15 protein-coding genes and 2 tRNA genes are annotated in these 15926 nt (G+C 70.3%); 13 read left to right on the top strand and 4 right to left on the bottom strand.

The window, feature by feature from the left end; translation table 11 throughout:
- Nucleotides 1-69 precede the first annotated feature (69 nt).
- The gene (locus ABZ848_RS19555; RefSeq protein ID WP_360833294.1) at nucleotides 70-1170 is read right to left on the bottom strand and encodes a M48 family metallopeptidase; all 1101 of its coding nucleotides are present in this window, start codon (nucleotides 1168-1170) and stop codon (nucleotides 70-72) included.
- A 128-nt stretch (nucleotides 1171-1298) separates the two neighbouring features.
- On the opposite strand from ABZ848_RS19555, the gene ABZ848_RS19560 reads away from it, so the two are divergent.
- From ABZ848_RS19560 to ABZ848_RS19590, 7 genes are all read left to right on the top strand, one after another.
- On the top strand, nucleotides 1299-1460 hold the full coding sequence (locus tag ABZ848_RS19560; protein WP_360833296.1) for a hypothetical protein: 162 nt from the start codon (nucleotides 1299-1301) through the stop codon (nucleotides 1458-1460).
- Nucleotides 1461-1570: 110 nt separating this feature from the next.
- Nucleotides 1571-1732 carry a hypothetical protein gene (locus tag ABZ848_RS19565; protein WP_360833298.1) on the top strand — a complete coding sequence of 54 codons (162 nt, stop codon included), beginning with the start codon at nucleotides 1571-1573 and terminating at the stop codon, nucleotides 1730-1732.
- A gap of 46 nt (nucleotides 1733-1778) precedes the next feature.
- Nucleotides 1779-2465 carry a nicotinate-nucleotide adenylyltransferase gene (gene nadD, locus ABZ848_RS19570; RefSeq protein WP_360833300.1) on the top strand — a complete coding sequence of 229 codons (687 nt, stop codon included), beginning with the start codon at nucleotides 1779-1781 and terminating at the stop codon, nucleotides 2463-2465.
- A gap of 16 nt (nucleotides 2466-2481) precedes the next feature.
- Nucleotides 2482-4197: a LytR C-terminal domain-containing protein gene (locus ABZ848_RS19575; protein WP_360833302.1), complete on the top strand. Its 1716-nt coding sequence runs from the start codon at nucleotides 2482-2484 to the stop codon at nucleotides 4195-4197.
- A gap of 102 nt (nucleotides 4198-4299) precedes the next feature.
- Nucleotides 4300-4743: a ribosome silencing factor gene (rsfS, locus tag ABZ848_RS19580; protein WP_360833304.1), complete on the top strand. Its 444-nt coding sequence runs from the start codon at nucleotides 4300-4302 to the stop codon at nucleotides 4741-4743.
- The gene (locus ABZ848_RS19585; protein WP_360833306.1) at nucleotides 4740-5411 is read left to right on the top strand and encodes a histidine phosphatase family protein; all 672 of its coding nucleotides are present in this window, start codon (nucleotides 4740-4742) and stop codon (nucleotides 5409-5411) included. Before rsfS ends, ABZ848_RS19585 begins: the two co-directional genes overlap by 4 nt.
- Before the next feature lie 76 nt (nucleotides 5412-5487).
- Nucleotides 5488-5560, top strand: a tRNA-Ala gene (locus ABZ848_RS19590).
- On the opposite strand, the gene ABZ848_RS19595 is transcribed toward ABZ848_RS19590, so the two are convergent.
- On the bottom strand, nucleotides 5542-6408 hold the full coding sequence (locus ABZ848_RS19595; RefSeq protein ID WP_360833308.1) for a helix-turn-helix transcriptional regulator: 867 nt from the start codon (nucleotides 6406-6408) through the stop codon (nucleotides 5542-5544). The two genes, ABZ848_RS19590 and ABZ848_RS19595, sit on opposite strands and share 19 nt — an antisense overlap.
- A gap of 134 nt (nucleotides 6409-6542) precedes the next feature.
- Between ABZ848_RS19595 and ABZ848_RS19600 the strand changes: the two genes are divergently transcribed.
- The 4 genes from ABZ848_RS19600 to ABZ848_RS19615 all read left to right on the top strand — a co-directional run bounded on the left by ABZ848_RS19600 (nucleotide 6543) and on the right by ABZ848_RS19615 (nucleotide 8671).
- Nucleotides 6543-8012, top strand: a complete 1470-nt coding sequence (locus ABZ848_RS19600) for an MFS transporter (RefSeq protein ID WP_360833310.1) — start codon at nucleotides 6543-6545, stop codon at nucleotides 8010-8012.
- A gap of 70 nt (nucleotides 8013-8082) precedes the next feature.
- Nucleotides 8083-8256, top strand: a complete 174-nt coding sequence (locus tag ABZ848_RS19605) for a hypothetical protein (protein ID WP_242759341.1) — start codon at nucleotides 8083-8085, stop codon at nucleotides 8254-8256.
- Between the two features lie 3 nt (nucleotides 8257-8259).
- A complete protein-coding gene (locus tag ABZ848_RS19610; RefSeq protein ID WP_003976229.1) occupies nucleotides 8260-8493 on the top strand; it encodes a hypothetical protein in 234 nt (77 codons plus the stop codon).
- 105 nt (nucleotides 8494-8598) lie between these two features.
- Nucleotides 8599-8671, top strand: a tRNA-Ala gene (locus ABZ848_RS19615).
- Between the two features lie 110 nt (nucleotides 8672-8781).
- On the opposite strand, the gene ABZ848_RS19620 is transcribed toward ABZ848_RS19615, so the two are convergent.
- Nucleotides 8782-10398, bottom strand: a complete 1617-nt coding sequence (locus ABZ848_RS19620; RefSeq protein WP_360833313.1) for an NADH-ubiquinone oxidoreductase-F iron-sulfur binding region domain-containing protein — start codon at nucleotides 10396-10398, stop codon at nucleotides 8782-8784.
- Entirely contained in the window at nucleotides 10395-11687 is a 1293-nt protein-coding gene (locus ABZ848_RS19625) for a cytochrome b/b6 domain-containing protein (RefSeq protein WP_360833315.1), read from the bottom strand. The genes ABZ848_RS19620 and ABZ848_RS19625 overlap by 4 nt, the downstream gene beginning before the upstream one ends.
- A gap of 414 nt (nucleotides 11688-12101) precedes the next feature.
- Between ABZ848_RS19625 and leuS the strand changes: the two genes are divergently transcribed.
- On the top strand, nucleotides 12102-14981 hold the full coding sequence (leuS, locus tag ABZ848_RS19630; protein ID WP_360833317.1) for a leucine--tRNA ligase: 2880 nt from the start codon (nucleotides 12102-12104) through the stop codon (nucleotides 14979-14981).
- 189 nt (nucleotides 14982-15170) lie between these two features.
- On the top strand, nucleotides 15171-15902 hold the full coding sequence (locus ABZ848_RS19635; protein ID WP_360833319.1) for a hypothetical protein: 732 nt from the start codon (nucleotides 15171-15173) through the stop codon (nucleotides 15900-15902).
- The last annotated feature ends 24 nt before the right edge of the window (nucleotides 15903-15926 follow it).

Genomic DNA, 15926 nt, shown 5'->3' on the forward strand with positions numbered 1-15926 from the left:
GGTTGAGTCTCGGCTGCGGGCCGGTGGGGGCTGGTCGCGCAGTTCCCCGCGCCCCTTAGGGCGTTGCAGTCAGTCCTCGTTCCTCGGCGGCTCGTCGTTTCCTGTCGGGCGGTCCTCTGACGGCGCCGAGCTCGTGAAGCCGTCGAAGCCTCGGCGGACCCGGCCGCCGATTCCGCCCGCCCCGCCCGCGATGTCGCTGACCAGCTTCATCAGGGGGTCCTTGGAGCTCTTCACGTTGCTGGCGTAGCTCGCCGCGGACTCCTTGAAGGAGTCGGAGACCGAGGTGTCCTTGTCCTCGTCGCGGCGCGGGTAGTGGCCGTCCATGATCCGCTGGTAGTCGCGGCTCTCGGACCACTTCTTCAGCTCGGCCGCCCGGATGGTGGTGAACGGGTGCGAGCGCGGCAGCAGGTTCAGGATCTTCAGCACCGAGTCGCGCAGGTCGCCGCCAGCCTCGTACTCCTCGGCCTGCTTGAGGAACGCGTCCACGTTCATCTCGTGCAGGTGGTTGCCGCCCGCGATCTTCATCAGGCCGCGCATCGAGGCCTTCAGGTCCTGCCCGACCAGCAGACCCGCGCGGTCCGCGGACAGCTCCGACTTGCGGAACCACTCGCGCAGCGCCGTCACGATCGCCATGATCGCGAGCGTGCCCAGCGGGATCCAGGCGACCCGGATCGCCAGGTTGGTCAGGAACAGCAGGATCGTGCGGTACACCGCGTGTCCGGACAGGGCGTGGCCCACCTCGTGGCCGACGACCGCCCGCATCTCCTCCTCGTCGAGCAGCTCGACGAGCCCGGTGGTGACGACGATGATCGGCTCGTCCAGACCGATGCACATCGCGTTCGGCTGCGGGTCCTGGGTGACGTACATCGGCGGGACCTTCTCCAGGTCCAGGATGTAACAGGCGTCCCGCAGCATGTCGTTGAGATGCGCGAACTGCTGGTCCGACACGCGTACCGAGTCGGAGAGGAACAGCAGCCTGAGACTGCGCTCGGGCAGCAGACCGCTGAGCGCCTTGAAGACCGTGTCGAAGCCGCTCAGCTTGCGCAGCGCCACCAGCGCGCTGCGGTCGGCCGGGTGCTCGTACGCACGCGAGGAGATCCCGGGGAAACGCCTGCGCTGCCTGCTCGGTACGTTCTCGTGTCCGTTGTGCTCGTGGCCGTCGTCGGACATGTCTTCCCCCCATGTACGTGTGAGTGGCCCTTTGCGGACCCTTGTGCGGCCCTTTGCGCCCCCGAAGCAAGGCCCAGCCTAGGCGGAGTTACCGTGGACGGGCACTACACCGAAGGAGTCCCACAGTCATGGAGCACACCCCCGCGGCCGCCTGGCTCGCCGAGGCCACGAGCGCCGCACAGCATCAGGGGTCGGGGTATCTGCTCCGGGTCGTGCTGATCGTGATGATGGTGGGCTGTGTGCTGACTGCGTGGTTGCTGCTGCGGGGCTACAAGCGGAAAGACGACTGAGCCGCGCCCAGGGTTCCCCAACGGAGGAGTCGGCGTGATCGCCGCCCGGCCGCCCGCTTACGATTGGGCCGACGTCGTTGTCCCGCCCACACCCGATAGGTCTGCTGCCGATGAGCCTCCACAGCACCGCTGCCCAGTTGGTCACCCTCGCTGCCGAGGGCGAGCACGGCGGCAACCACGAAAGCCTGCAGCCGGCCGTCACCGGCGGCGGGGCCCTGGTCATCCTGCTGCTCCTGCTGTGGATCACCACCCGCTTCAACCGCGACCGCTGAGTCCGGCGACCGGCGCTCTCAGGCCGGGCCGGTAGGGTCTGCACGCATGGGAGAGCAGGACATGCCTACCGGTCCGGCGAAAGACGCGAAGACCGGCACGGAGCGCCGCCCGGTGAGCGGCCCCGGCAACGGCCCGTCGAACCCGGGCAAGCGCCGCCTGGGCGTCATGGGCGGAACGTTCGACCCGATCCACCACGGGCACCTCGTGGCGGCCAGTGAGGTCGCCGCGCAGTTCCACCTGGACGAGGTGGTGTTCGTCCCGACCGGGCAGCCGTGGCAGAAGACCCACCGCGACGTCTCCCCGGCCGAGGACCGCTACCTGATGACGGTCATCGCGACCGCCGAGAACCCGCAGTTCTCCGTCAGCCGCATCGACATCGACCGCGGCGGCCCCACCTACACCGTCGACACCCTGCGCGACCTGCGCCAGCTCAACCCGGACACGGACCTCTTCTTCATCACCGGCGCCGACGCCCTGGGCCAGATCCTCACCTGGCGCGACTCGGAGGAGCTCTTCTCCCTCGCGCACTTCATCGGCTGCACCCGGCCCGGCCACCCGCTGACCGACCACGGCCTGCCCGAGGGCGGTGTCTCTCTGGTGGAGGTTCCCGCGCTGGCCATCTCCTCCACAGACTGCCGTGCGAGAGTCGCCAAGGGCGAACCCATCTGGTACATGGTGCCGGACGGAGTCGTGCGCTACATCGACAAGCGCGAGCTGTACCGCGGCGAGTGAGCCGAGAGGGGCACCGGTGAACGACCGATACGACGCGGGCTACGGCGAAGACCGCGAGGACCAGTACGAGCTCGTCGGCTACGACGAGTACGGCCGGCCCGTGTACCGGCAGGTCCCGCAGCAACACAATCCCCAGCAGCAGTACGACCCGTACGCGCAGCACCAGCAGCAGGGTTACGGCTACGACCCGTACGCCACCGGCCCCCAGCAGCCGGCCCCGCAGTACGACCCCTACGGCACCGGGCAGCAGCCGTCCGTGCCCGCCTACGACCCGTACGGCACCGCCACGCCCCAGGGCGGCACCGCCGGCGCCCCGTCCTCGTACGACCCCTACGGGCGGGCCGCCGCCAGTGGGCAGCAGCCCCGCGTCGCCGAGCAGACCGCCTACATCCCGCAGCAGGCCGGCCCGGCCGAGCCGGCGGACGGCACGGAGAGCCCCGCCCGGCCCGAACGGGACTACCGCACCGAGCAGTTCGCCTTCGTCGAGGACCCCGACGCCGAGTCCGAGGACGTCATCGACTGGCTGAACTTCACCGAGAACCGCACCGAGCGCCGCGAGGAGGCCAAGCGCCGCGCCCGCAGCCGGCTCGTCGCCCTCGTCGTGGTCCTCGCCCTGGTCGCCGTCGGCGGTGTCGGCTACCTCTGGTACGCCGGGAAGCTGCCCGGCCTGTCGAAGTCGGAGACCAAGAAGGGCACGGCGACGGCCGCGGGCGCCCAGAACCGCGACGTGATCGTCGTCCATCTGCACAACACCAAGAAGGGCGGCACCTCCACGGCGCTGCTCGTCGACAACACCACCACCAAGCAGGGCACCACCGTGCTGCTGCCCAACGACCTCTCCGTGACCGACGACGACGGCAACTCGACGACCCTCGCCAAGTCCGTCGACGACGACGGCTCCTCCGGCACCCGCGACGCCCTCGACACCGTCCTCGGCACGGACATCGAGGGCACCTGGCGCCTGGACACCCCCTACCTGCAGAACCTGGTCGACCTCGTCGGCAACATCGAGGTCGACACCAACGCCGACGTCCCCGACCCGGACGCCACCAAGAAGGGCGCCGCCGCCCTGGTCCACAAGGGCAAGGACCAGACCCTCAGCGGCAAGATGGCCGTCGCCTACGCCACCTACCGCGCCTCCGGCGAGGCCCAGAACGCCCAGCTGGAGCGGTTCGGCCAGGTCATGCAGGGCGTGCTGCGCAAGATCTCCTCGGACCCGACCGGGGCGACCACCACCGTGCAGACGCTGGCCCAGATCCTGGACCCGTCGCTGACCGACAAGGACCTCGGCACCTTCCTCGCCAAGCTCGCCGACCTGGCCAAGGGCGGCGACTACAAGACCGCCCTGCTGCCCGTGCAGAGCGACGGCACGCTGAGCGAGCAGGCCAGCGCCAGCGTGGTGAAGGACGTCCTCGGCGGTACCGCCAAGAGCCCCGACCAGGGGTCCGCGGTCCGGGTCTCCGTCCAGAACGCAAGCGGTGCGAAGGACAACACCGAGAAGGCCCGCGTGGTCCTGCTCAACGGCGGCTTCACCTTCCTGGGCGGCGGCACCGCGTCCACCACCTCGGCCACCTCCAAGGTCGTCTACACGGACGCGGCCGACAAGGAGAACGCCACCGAGGTCGCCAAGACCCTGGGCCTGTCCGCGAGCTCCGTCAGCAAGGGCAAGACCACCTCGAACGCGGACGTCTCGGTGATCCTCGGCCAGGACTACAAGCCCTCCTCGTCCTAGGCGCGGCCACGGGCGCCCCAGGTGATCCCTTAATCACGTGGGGTGCCCCCGGCGGTCCGTGAGACCCTTGATGTCAAGTGACCGCCGACCGAAAGCCACGTAGTGACCGCCACTGACCGCTCTCTCGAGCTCATCCACACCGCCGCCCAGGCGGCCGCCGACAAGCTCGCGCACGACATCATCGCCTACGACGTCAGCGACGTCCTGTCGATCACGGACGCCTTCCTGCTGGCCTCCGCGCCCAACGACCGCCAGGTCAAGTCGATCGTCGACGAGATCGAGGAGCGGCTCCAGAAGGAGCTCGGCGCCAAGCCGGTGCGCCGCGAGGGCGACCGCGAGGCCCGCTGGGTCCTGCTCGACTACGTCGACATCGTCGTCCACGTCCAGCACAGCGAGGAGCGCGTCTTCTACGCCCTGGAGCGGCTGTGGAAGGACTGCCCCGAGCTGGAGCTCCCGGCCGACGCCAAGGCCACCCGCGGCAAGGCCGAGGAGCACGCCAAGCTGCAGGCCGCCGAGGAGGCGGCCGACCTGGGCGGTGAGTGGTGAGCGCCACCGGTGAGGTGTCCACGGGCAGGCCGGGGCGGGGCCGCCGCGTCATCCTGTGGCGGCACGGCCAGACCTCGTGGAACGTGGAGCGCCGCTTCCAGGGCACCACGGACGTCCCGCTCACCGAGACCGGCGTCGCCCAGGCCCGCCGCGCCGCCCGGCTGCTGGTCTCGCTCAAGCCCCACGCGATCGTCGCCTCCGACCTCCAGCGCGCCGCGAACACGGCGGCCGAGCTCGCCGCGCTCACCGGCCTGGAGGTCACCCACGACGAGGGGCTGCGCGAGACCTACGCGGGCGTCTGGCAGGGGCTGACGCACGAGGAGATCATCGAGCGCCACGGCGAGGAGTACGCCGCGTGGAAGCGCGGTGAGCCGGTCCGCCGCGGCGGCGGCGAACTGGAGACGGAGGTGGCCGAGCGCGCCGCCCCCGTCGTGCTCCGGCACGCCGACAAGCTCCCCGACGACGGCACGCTCGTGGTGGTCAGCCACGGCGGGACGATCCGCACCACCATCGGCCGCCTCCTCGGTCTGGAGGCCCGCCACTGGGAGAGCCTCGGCGGCCTCTCCAACTGCTGCTGGTCCGTCCTCGGCGAGGGCGCCCGCGGCTGGCGCCTCCTGGAGCACAACGCCGGCACGCTCCCGGAACCGGTGCTCGGCGACGACGACTGAGCGGATTTCACTTTCCGGCAGGTCGCAGGCTAAAGTTCTTCTTGTTCGCCCCGCCGGGAAGGCAGGAAGAACACTCGGGGCTATAGCTCAGTTGGTAGAGCGCCTGCATGGCATGCAGGAGGTCAGGAGTTCAATTCTCCTTAGCTCCACGTATTGATGAAGTGGATGAAGATCCCGTCTCCCTCAGGAGGCGGGATTTTCTGTGTGCCGCCTCGTCCGCCGGCGTGTAGACCACGATGCGGCACTCCGGCATCCCGTCGATCTGCAGTGACTGCGAGGTCATCCGCAGCTCGCCCACCGCCTCGTGGTGGAACGTCTTCACCCGCGGCCCCGGAGGTATCACCTCGCCGCTCGCCCACAGCTCGGCGAAGTAGGGGCTGGCCGCCGAGAGCGCGCGTATGTAGTCCTCCCAGGCCGGCTCGCCCACATGTCGGCCGTACCAGGACCGCAGAGTCGCGACCATCACCGGCAGTTCGCGCTCCCGGTGCACCACCGGGCAGGCCTTCTCGGGGACCGTGAACAGCGTCCACAGCACGTTCGGAACACCGATCCGGAGGGTCGCCGGCACCATGAACAGGTCGCGGTAGGCCGGGTTGGTGGCCAGGATGTCGTACCGCGAGTTGTAGACCACCGCCGGGAGTGGATCCAGGCCGTCGATGATGCCCTGCACCTCCGGCGCGACGGTCTGCGTCATCCGCTCGGGCACCGGCTCGAAGGGCACCTCCGCGAGGCGGTACAGATGCTCCCGCTCCGGCGCGTCCAGCCGCAGGGTGCGCGCCACCGCGTCCAGGACCTGCGCCGACGCGTTGATCGGCCGGCCCTGCTCCAGCCATGTGTACCAGGTCACCCCGACGCCCGAGAGCTGGGCGACCTCCTCGCGGCGCAGCCCCGGTGTGCGGCGCCGGAAGCCCGGCGGCATGCCGACGTCCGCCGGTGTCACCCGGGCCCGCCTGCCGCGCAGGAACGCGGCCAGCTCGGGCCGCCGTCGCTGTGTCATCGTCACGTACCCCACGTCACATCCCCCGTCGTACAACCATCCTCGATGCCGGACTCGTCCGCTGCCAGGTGCTGTCAGTACCAGCATCGGCGGGCTCTCGGCACCCGTACCGGGGGCTCGTCAGGCTCGACGGCATGACGACGACATCCCGGACGGGACCGGGGCCCGCGCCCCTTCCAACGCCTGATCAAAGTGAAGCACCCGCCACTGACAACCGGCCCCGGGCGCTGCTCGCGCTCGTCCTCGCCGCCCAGTTCATGGCCCTGCTCGACGTGTTCATCGTGAACGTCGCGGCCCCCACCATCGGCACCGACCTGCACGCCTCCGGCGCCGACCTGCAGCTGGTGATCGCCGGCTACGCGATCACGTACTCGGTCCTGCTGATCACCGGTGCCCGCCTCGGCGACCGGCTCGGCCACGGCCGGGTCCACCTCGCCGGGCTCGCCCTGTTCACCGCGGCCTCGCTCGCCTGCGGCCTGGCGCAGGGATCCACCGAACTCATCGTGTTCCGGCTGGTGCAGGGCGCGGGCTCGGCCGTGATGATCCCGCAGGTGCTCAGCCTGATCCAGCGGAACTTCACCGGCGAGGCCCGGGCCCGCGCGCTCGGCGCGTACGCCGCGGTCATCGCCGTCGGCGCCGCGGCCGGGCAGGTGGTCGGCGGAATCCTGGTCAGCGCCGACCTGTTCGGCACCGGCTGGCGTCCCGTGTTCCTGGTGAACGTGCCGGTGGGACTCGTACTGCTGGCCGTCGGCAGCCGGGTGCTGCCCGCACGTGACGCCGAGGCGGGGGCGCGGGGGCGCGGCCTCGACCTGCCCGGCCTGCTGCTGCTCGGTGCGGCCGTGTCGCTGTTCACCGTGCCGCTGGTGCTCGGGCAGGAGCAGGACTGGCCGCTGTGGTCCTGGCTGTCCCTGGCCTCTGCGGCTGTGCTCTTCGCCCTCTTCTGCTTCTACGAGTCCCGGCTCGCCCGGCGCGGTGGCGCCCCGCTGATCGCGCCCCGCGTGCTGCGTCACCCCGGCATGGGGCTCGCGGTCTTCCGCATCCTCGCCGTCATGGCCGTCAACGGCGGCTTCCTGTTCGCGCTCACCCTGCACATCCAGGGCGGCCTCGGATACAGCGCCCTGCGGGCGGGCCTCAGCTTCGCGCCGACCGCGGTCGTCTTCGGTCTGGTCGGTCTGACCTGGCGGAACTGGCCGGCGTCCTGGCAACGGCTGCTGACCCCCGCCGGGTTCGTGCTGACCGCCCTGTCCGTGATCGGCGTGGGCCTGGCGCTGAAGGGCGGTGACGAGGGCGGAGTGCCGCTGTACGTCGCCTACGCCGGCGTCGGAGTGGGCATCGCGCTCGGTTTCAGTCCGACCCTGACCCGGGCCCTGGCCACGGTCCGGCCCGAGGACGCGGCGGACGCCAGCGGACTGCTCGCCACGGTCGCGCAGCTCGGACAGCTGACCGGAGTCGCCGCGTTCGGCACACTGTTCTTGAACCGGCTTGAGTCACTTGGGGCCCCGGAGGCGTATACCTCTGCGGAGGCGCTTTTGGCGTGCATGTTCGCGCTGGCCGGGACGGCCGCGGCGGGTGCCGTGTCCGGACTGGTACTGAGGCGTCGCTGACCGTATCGGTCCGGCCGTGGCAGAATCAAACGGCCGGAAGGGGGCGCGGCCCGACGGGAGGGAGCTAGTGATGCCTGCGAGCATCCTCGAGGAGGACGGCCACCTCCTCGAAGCGGCGTCGACACGGGACACGGTCACCCGCCTGAGCTGCCCTTCCTGCGGTTCCCTCCATGTCGCCCAGGTCCTCGGCGACAACGGCGGGATCTCCTACGTGTGCACGGCCTGCGGCCACAGCTGGAGCTGATCGATGGGTGCACACAGGCGAAAGTGCGACTGGTGCGGCAGCGGTACGCCGATCGTCCGCGACATGGAACCGGTCAACCCCGACTACCAGTACTGGTGCGAGGAGTGCGCGCGGGCGCTGATCATAAAGGGCGACCCGATCGAGACGTACCGCGAACTGGAGGGCGAGCCGATCTACGGGCGCCTTCTGGAGGAACACTGCACCCTCAAGCGTTTCTATTCCTTCGTCACTGCTTGACGCCGTCGGCCCTGTCCTGGGCCGACGGAAACGATTTGGTGTTCCACCCGGTGGACCGTGTAATGTTGGCGTCGCCGCCGGGGAGACCCCGGAGGACCACAGCAAGGGGCTATAGCTCAGTTGGTAGAGCGCCTGCATGGCATGCAGGAGGTCAGGAGTTCAATTCTCCTTAGCTCCACAGCAGATCCCGCCGGGTCGAGACGATCCGGCGGGATTTTCCGTTTCCACGGGGGGAGTTGGGAACGCCGAAGGGCCGCCCGGATCGGGCGGCCCTTCTTGGTGCGGGAGTCAGCGGCCGAGTGCGCGTCGTCCGCGGCCCTGGGAGAGGACCGGCAGGTTGCGGGAGGGCGTGCGGTCGCGCGGGGCCTCCTCCTCGATGCGCAGGGCCAGCGCCGGGCAGCGGCGCACCGCGCGCAGCGCCTTGGCCTCCGCGTAGCGCGGCACCTGGGCCTGGGCGACGGTCGGGAAGCCGTCGGCGCCCAGTTCGAAGACCTCCGGGAGGATGTCCGCGCACAGGCCGTGGCCGCGGCACAGCGTCCAGTCGACGTAGATCTTCTGGCGGCTGGCTCCGGTCTCCTGTGGCGCCTCTCCGCCGCCCGGGATGCCCGTGGGCAGCTTGCCGTCCTCGAAGAGCGGCAGAACGCCCTCCACGGGCCGTCCGCAGCCGTTTCCGAGGACATGGGCCGCGAGGTCGTCGGTGAACGCCTTGATGGTCGACTCCAGGAACATCGCGGAGCCGTCCGGGTGCGAGCACGCGCCGCGCCGCTTCACGTTCTTGGCGACCTGCTTGAGCGCCTCCAGGGCGGCCGGGCCGCCGCCGTTGAGGATGTCCTCCATGCCGCGCGCGGCGGCCGGCAGACCGAGGTAGCAGGGGCCGCACTGGCCCGCGCTCTCCTCGGCCAGCCACTGCGCCACGCGCAGCGACTCGCCCAGCGGGCAGGTCTCCTGAGTGATCGGCAGGATCGCGCCGGCGCCGAGCGCGCCGCCCACCGCATCCAGGGAGTTGCGGGAGACGATCGCCTCGTTGACCGTCGCCGCGTCGATCCACTTGCCGTGGTAGCCACCGGTCAGCACGCCCTGCGGCACCGGCGGGGCGCCGGCCAGCTGCAGGACGTAACGCAGCGGCACGCCCGTGGGGACCTCGATCACCATGGGGCGGGCGACGGCGCCGGAGACCGTCAGCATGACGGTGCCCGGTTCGTCGTACAGACCGGTGTTGCCGTAGCGCTCGGGGCCGATGCGGGCGGCGATCGCGAGCTGGGCGAAGGTCTCGGCGTTCGACAGCAGGGTGGGTGCGCCGCCGACGCCGTTCTGCGAGGCGCTGACCTTGCGGCCGGGCGGGATCGCCGGGCCGCCGTCGATGGACCGGATCAGCGACGCCGCCGCTCCGGTCACCATGCGGATGGGGTTGCGCTGCACGCTCGCGCGCAGCACCGAGCGCCGGCTGTTGCTCAGGCCGCGTTCGGCGAGCGCGGCCTCCATGGAGCGCTGTGTCGACTCCCGGGTGACCCCCACCACGAGCGTGCGGGCACCCAGGGCTTCGGCGACGAGCAGCGCGCCGTCCAGGATGAGATGCGGGGCACGGTTGATCAGCACCGTGTCCTTGCGGCAGGCCGGTTCGTCCTCACTGCCGTTGACGACGACGACCGGCCGTACGCCGCGCTTGATCGCCGCTTCGGCGACCGAGCGCAGCTTCTTGTGGAAGGGAAAGCCCGCGCCGCCGCGGCCCTTCAGGTTGATGTTCTCGGCGAGCTTCGCGAGTTGCTCGCCGCCCAGGGGTTCGAGCGGTCCGTGCACCTTGAGGTGCATGGACAGATCGAGTCGTTCGACAAGGTCGAAGCCAGACGTGAGCTGCGGAAGACCGACCACGCGGACTTCGGGTACGTCGGGCAGGGCCTCGTTCACCTATAGCCTCCGGAGGGCGTGTTCCAAGGTTCGCCCGAACCCGGCGCGTCGAAGGACTCACCGGGCTGTGGTGCATTGGCGGGACCGCTGTTGTACGTGTCGTTCGGGTTGTACGTGCCGTAGGGGCTGTTCGTCTCACCGGTGTCGTACACATCACTGTTGCGGTAGGCCGCGGTGCCCGAATTGCCATAGGCCGGGATGTTGTATCCGGTGTCCTGCATCGGGTCGTACGCCGACGGGGGCGCCTCGCCGACCGGCGGGGGCGAGGGCACCGGCCAGCTGCCCGAGGTGCTGCCGCCGCCGTCCATGCGCGGGATGGCCTCCGTGGCCTGCATGTCCAGCGGCAGGTCCATGCGCGCGGTCTGGTCGGCCCCGTACGGCGGCTGCTGGGGCGTCACGGCGCGGTAGGCCGCCGCGAAGCCGCCGGTGGACTCCGGGGACATGGTGCGCGACGAGGAGGTGTCGTAGAACGCCGCGGCGGGCGTGCTCGTCGTCTCGGCGCGCGACGGCCTGGGCGCACGCTCGTAGCCCGGCAGCGCGGAGGAGGTCTCACCCACGCGCGCGCGGCTGGCCTCGAGCTCCTCGGCGCGGATCGACCCCGGATCGTTGCCCAGGAGTACGGCGAGCCGGTCGGCGACCTTCCGCTTGAACGGGCGCGGGGCGGCGCGCAGGGCGAGCATCGCGGCGACGGCCACCAGGCACAGCTCGTACGAGATCATGAAGAACGGCTTCGCCGCGCGGCCCGCGAACAGGCCGTGGATCAGCGCCGAGCACCAGGCCGGGTACGCGAGCGCGTGCATGGCGCGCCAGCGGGCCGCGACCGGCGCGGGGGAGGCGAACTGGTTGCGCAGGGCGCCGGTGACGCCCACGAAGATCATGAGGAGGCCGGCCAGGGAGCCGAGGCCGATGAGGCCGCCGCTGCCGGAGACGCCGAGGCTGAAGGGGATCAGCGCGGCGATCAGGACGGTGTGGTCCAGGGCCAGCTTGATGGTGATGTGCACCAGCAGGAAGGCGATCGAGCCGACGGCGGTCACCCGGTGGATGCCCTGCGCGATGATGCGCTGACGCGTGTTGAGGATCAGCCGGTCCTGGGCGACCAGGCCCCAGATCACCGAGCAGGTCAGGCACACGAGCGACAGCACGCCCGCGCCGAAGTTGAGGAAGTCCTGGAGCCAGCCGCCTCCGAGCAGCACGACAACGGGTATGAGCAGCAGAACGACGGCGGTCGCCACCCCGTAGGCCGACCGGCCTGCCTTGGGTAGCGAACTGTTACTACGACGAGGGTTCATGGGGGCAACTCCGAGCGGTTCGGGAAAGCGGTCCCGGTGCCGCACTCTAAGCGGCGCCATACCGGTGGGTACGACGTTTGAGTTATTGCGTTGTTATCAAAGGACTACGTGGCTGTTGTGATGTCCGGGTAGTGGGCGTTACGCGAAGTAACTTTTGACCTCGGTTCAGTTTTTGTCGGGTGTGATCCGGTGCCAAGGACCCATACGGAAGCGCGTCGCAGTCCGCTCAAGCGCTGCGGTACCCTAACCGCATGCGTGCCGTACGCCTTCTGCTTAGCGAGCCGCGCTGATCAGTCCCGACCACCGGTCAGACGTGGTCGGCATCGGCGCGGCGTCCCCTCCTGTGCGAGGGGATTTTTCGTTTTCCGAACGACACAGCCGCTGGCAGAGACGATCGATGGAGCTTTGAGGATCATGAGCGAGACGAACCCCGCCGCGGCTGCCGAGGTGGCTGCGCCGCACCGCTACACGGCCGCCATGGCGGCCGAGATCGAGGCACGCTGGCAGGACTTCTGGGACGCCGAGGGCACGTACGCGGCGCCCAACCCCAAGGGTGACCTGGCCGGCGACCCGGAGGTCGTCGCCCGCCCCAAGAAGTTCATCATGGACATGTTCCCGTACCCCTCGGGTGCGGGCCTGCACGTCGGCCACCCGCTGGGCTACATCGCCACCGACGTCTTCGCCCGCTTCCAGCGCATGACCGGGCACAACGTCCTGCACACCCTGGGCTTCGACGCCTTCGGCCTGCCCGCCGAGCAGTACGCCGTGCAGACCGGCACGCACCCGCGCGTGTCCACCGAGTCCAACATCGAGAACATGAAGGCGCAGCTGCGCCGGCTGGGCCTGGGCCACGACAAGCGCCGGTCGTTCGCCACGATCGACCCGGACTACTACAAGTGGACCCAGTGGATCTTCCTGCAGATCTTCAACTCCTGGTACGACGACGAGGCCGGCAAGGCCCGCCCGATCGCCGAGTTGATCGCCCAGTTCGAGACCGGTGAGCGCGTCGTACCCGGGCACACGCGCGCGTGGAGCGAGCTGAGCGCCGCCGAGCGCGCCGACGTCCTGGGCGAGTTCCGGCTGGCCTACGCCTCCGACGCGCCGGTCAACTGGTGCCCGGGCCTGGGCACCGTGCTGGCCAACGAGGAGGTCACCGCCGACGGCCGCTCCGAGCGCGGCAACTACCCGGTCTTCAAGGCCAAGCTGCGCCAGTGGAACATGCGGATCACCGCGTACGCCGACCGGCTGCTGGACGACCTGAACGAGCTGGACTGGCCCGAGGCCATCAAGCTGCAGCAGCGCAACTGGATCGGCCGCTCCGAGGGCGCCCGCGTCGACTTCCCGATCGACGGCGAGAACATCACCGTCTTCACCACCCGCCCGGACACCCTGTTCGGCGCCACCTACATGGTGCTGGCACCCGAGCACCCCCTGGTCGAGAAGTTCACCCCGGCCGCCTGGCCCGAGGGCACGCACGAGGTGTGGACCGGCGGTCACGCGACCCCGGCCGAGGCCGTCGCCGCCTACCGCGCGCAGGCCGCCTCCAAGTCCGACGTCGAGCGGCAGGCCGAGGCCAAGGACAAGACCGGTGTCTTCATCGGCTCGTACGCCACCAACCCGGTCAACGGCGAGCAGGTCCCGGTCTTCATCGCCGACTACGTCCTGATGGGCTACGGCACCGGCGCGATCATGGCCGTACCGGCGGGCGACCAGCGCGACTTCGAGTTCGCGCGCGCCTTCGAGCTGCCGATCGTCTGCATCGTCGAGCCGACCGACGGGCGGGGCACGGACACCTCGACGTGGGAGGACGCCTTCTCGTCGTACGACGCGAAGATCATCAACTCCTCGAACGACGAGATCTCCCTGGACGGCCTGGGCGTCGCCGAGGCCAAGGCGCGCATCACCGAGTGGCTGGCGCGCAAGGGCATCGGCGAGGGCACGGTCAACTTCCGGCTGCGCGACTGGCTGTTCAGCCGTCAGCGCTACTGGGGCGAACCCTTCCCGATCGTCTACGACGAGGACGGCATCGCCCACGCGCTGCCCGAGTCGATGCTGCCGCTGGAGCTGCCCGAGGTCGAGGACTACTCGCCGCGCACCTTCGACCCGGACGACGCGAACACGTCCCCCGAGACGCCGCTGTCGCGCAACGAGGACTGGGTCGACGTCACGCTGGACCTGGGCGACGGCCGCGGTCCGCAGCGCTACCGCCGCGAGACCAACACCATGCCCAACTGGGCCGGTTCCTGCTGGTACGAGCTGCGCTACCTGGACCCGCACAACAGCGAGCAGCTGGTCGACCCCGAGATCGAGCAGTACTGGATGGGCCCGCGCGAGGGCCAGCCGCACGGCGGTGTCGACCTGTACGTCGGCGGCGCCGAGCACGCCGTGCTGCACCTGCTGTACGCGCGCTTCTGGTCCAAGGTGCTGTTCGACCTGGGCCATGTCTCGTCGGCCGAACCGTTCCACAAGCTGTTCAACCAGGGCATGATCCAGGCCTACGTCTACCGCGACAGCAGGGGCATCGCGGTGCCGGCCGCCGAGGTGGAGGAGCGCGACGGCGCCTACTACTACCAGGGTGAGAAGGTCTCCCGGCTGCTGGGCAAGATGGGCAAGTCCCTGAAGAACGCGGTCACTCCGGACGAGATCTGCGCCGAGTACGGGGCGGACACGCTGCGCCTGTACGAGATGGCCATGGGCCCGCTGGACGTCTCCCGGCCGTGGGACACGCGCGCGGTGGTGGGCCAGTTCCGGCTGCTGCAGCGGCTGTGGCGCAACATCGTCGACGAGGCGACCGGTGCCGTGACGGTGGTGGACGCCGAGCCCGACGAGGACACGCTGCGTGCCCTGCACAAGGCGATCGACGGAGTGCGCGGCGACCTGGAGGGCATGCGGTTCAACACCGCCATCGCCAAGGTCACCGAGCTGAACAACCACCTGACCAAGGCGGGCGGTGCCGTGCCGCGGTCGGTCGCCGAGCCCCTGGTGCTGCTGATCGCGCCGCTGGCCCCGCACATCGCCGAGGAGCTGTGGCGCAAGCTGGGCCACACCGACTCGGTGGTCCACCAGGACATCCCGGTGGCGGACCCGGCCTACGTCGTGGACGAGTCCGTGACCTGCGTCGTGCAGATCAAGGGCAAGGTCAAGGCGCGGCTGGAGGTCTCGCCGTCCATCTCCGAGGAGGAGCTGGAGAAGGTCGCGCTGGCCGACGAGAAGGTCGTCGCGGCGCTGGACGGGGCGGGGATCCGGAAGGTGATCGTGCGGGCGCCGAAGCTGGTGAACATCGTGCCGGCGTGAGCGTGCGCTTGAGCTTGGGCGCGGGCTTGGGCGTCGGTCTCGCGCCGGCGTCGGAGGCCCGGGCTGCGAGCGTCTCGGGGTAGTCCCCTACGGGCAGGTTCGGGGTTCTTCTGGAACTCCGGGCCTGCCCGCTGCGTTTACCGTGGAAGAGCGGCGCGGCGTGTGTCGCGCCCGGTCGGAGGAGGAGCGGTGGAAGCAGTGGTCGCGGTGTTCGCCCTTCTCTTCGTGCTGTTCCTCGTGCTCGGTGCCTACGCCACGGTGAAGGTGATCGGCGCCGCCAAGCGCGGCGTGGACCGCACCATCGACCAGGCCCGGCGCACGGTCGAGGACCACACACTGCGGGCCAAGACGTACGTTCCGGGCCCGGCGAGCGAGGTCGCCCAGCTGCGCCTGAAGTTGCGCACCTCCATGCGCGCCACCCAGGACGCGCTGCACGCGGGAGCCCAGGAGGACGAGTCGCTCAAGGAGTCCCTGGCGCTCTTCCGGCGCCTCAGTGCGCACGGCCACGAACTGGACGCCGAGCTCAAGCGCCTGGAGTCCGACCCCGACCGCGCGACGCTCGCCGAGCGGCTGCCCGACCTGCGCGCCCGCACCGACCGCGTCACACAGTCCGCGGACTCCCTGCGCTGGGCGGCCCGCGACCGGGCCCGCCGCTTCGCCGACGACGACCTGGACACGCTGAGCGCACAGATCGGCGTGGAGGCCGACGCCCTGCGGCACTGGACGAAGGCCCAGCCCGCCGAGGCCCCGCCGCCGTGGCCCGAGGCGCCGGTTCCGGACAGCGGGTCGGCGCAGCAGACCTGGCCGGAGACACCCCGATCGCGCGCGGCCGAGGAGCCGACGCGGTCCGCCATCACCCCGCCGGGGCAGCGCCCGAGCTACCCATGGCAGAAGAAACCCCGTCCCGAGAGCACTACTTGATCCGGTCAAGGGCAGACCAGGTGA

The sequence above is a fragment of the Streptomyces sp. NPDC047081 genome, from assembly GCF_040643775.1.
GTDB lineage: Bacteria > Actinomycetota > Actinomycetes > Streptomycetales > Streptomycetaceae > Streptomyces.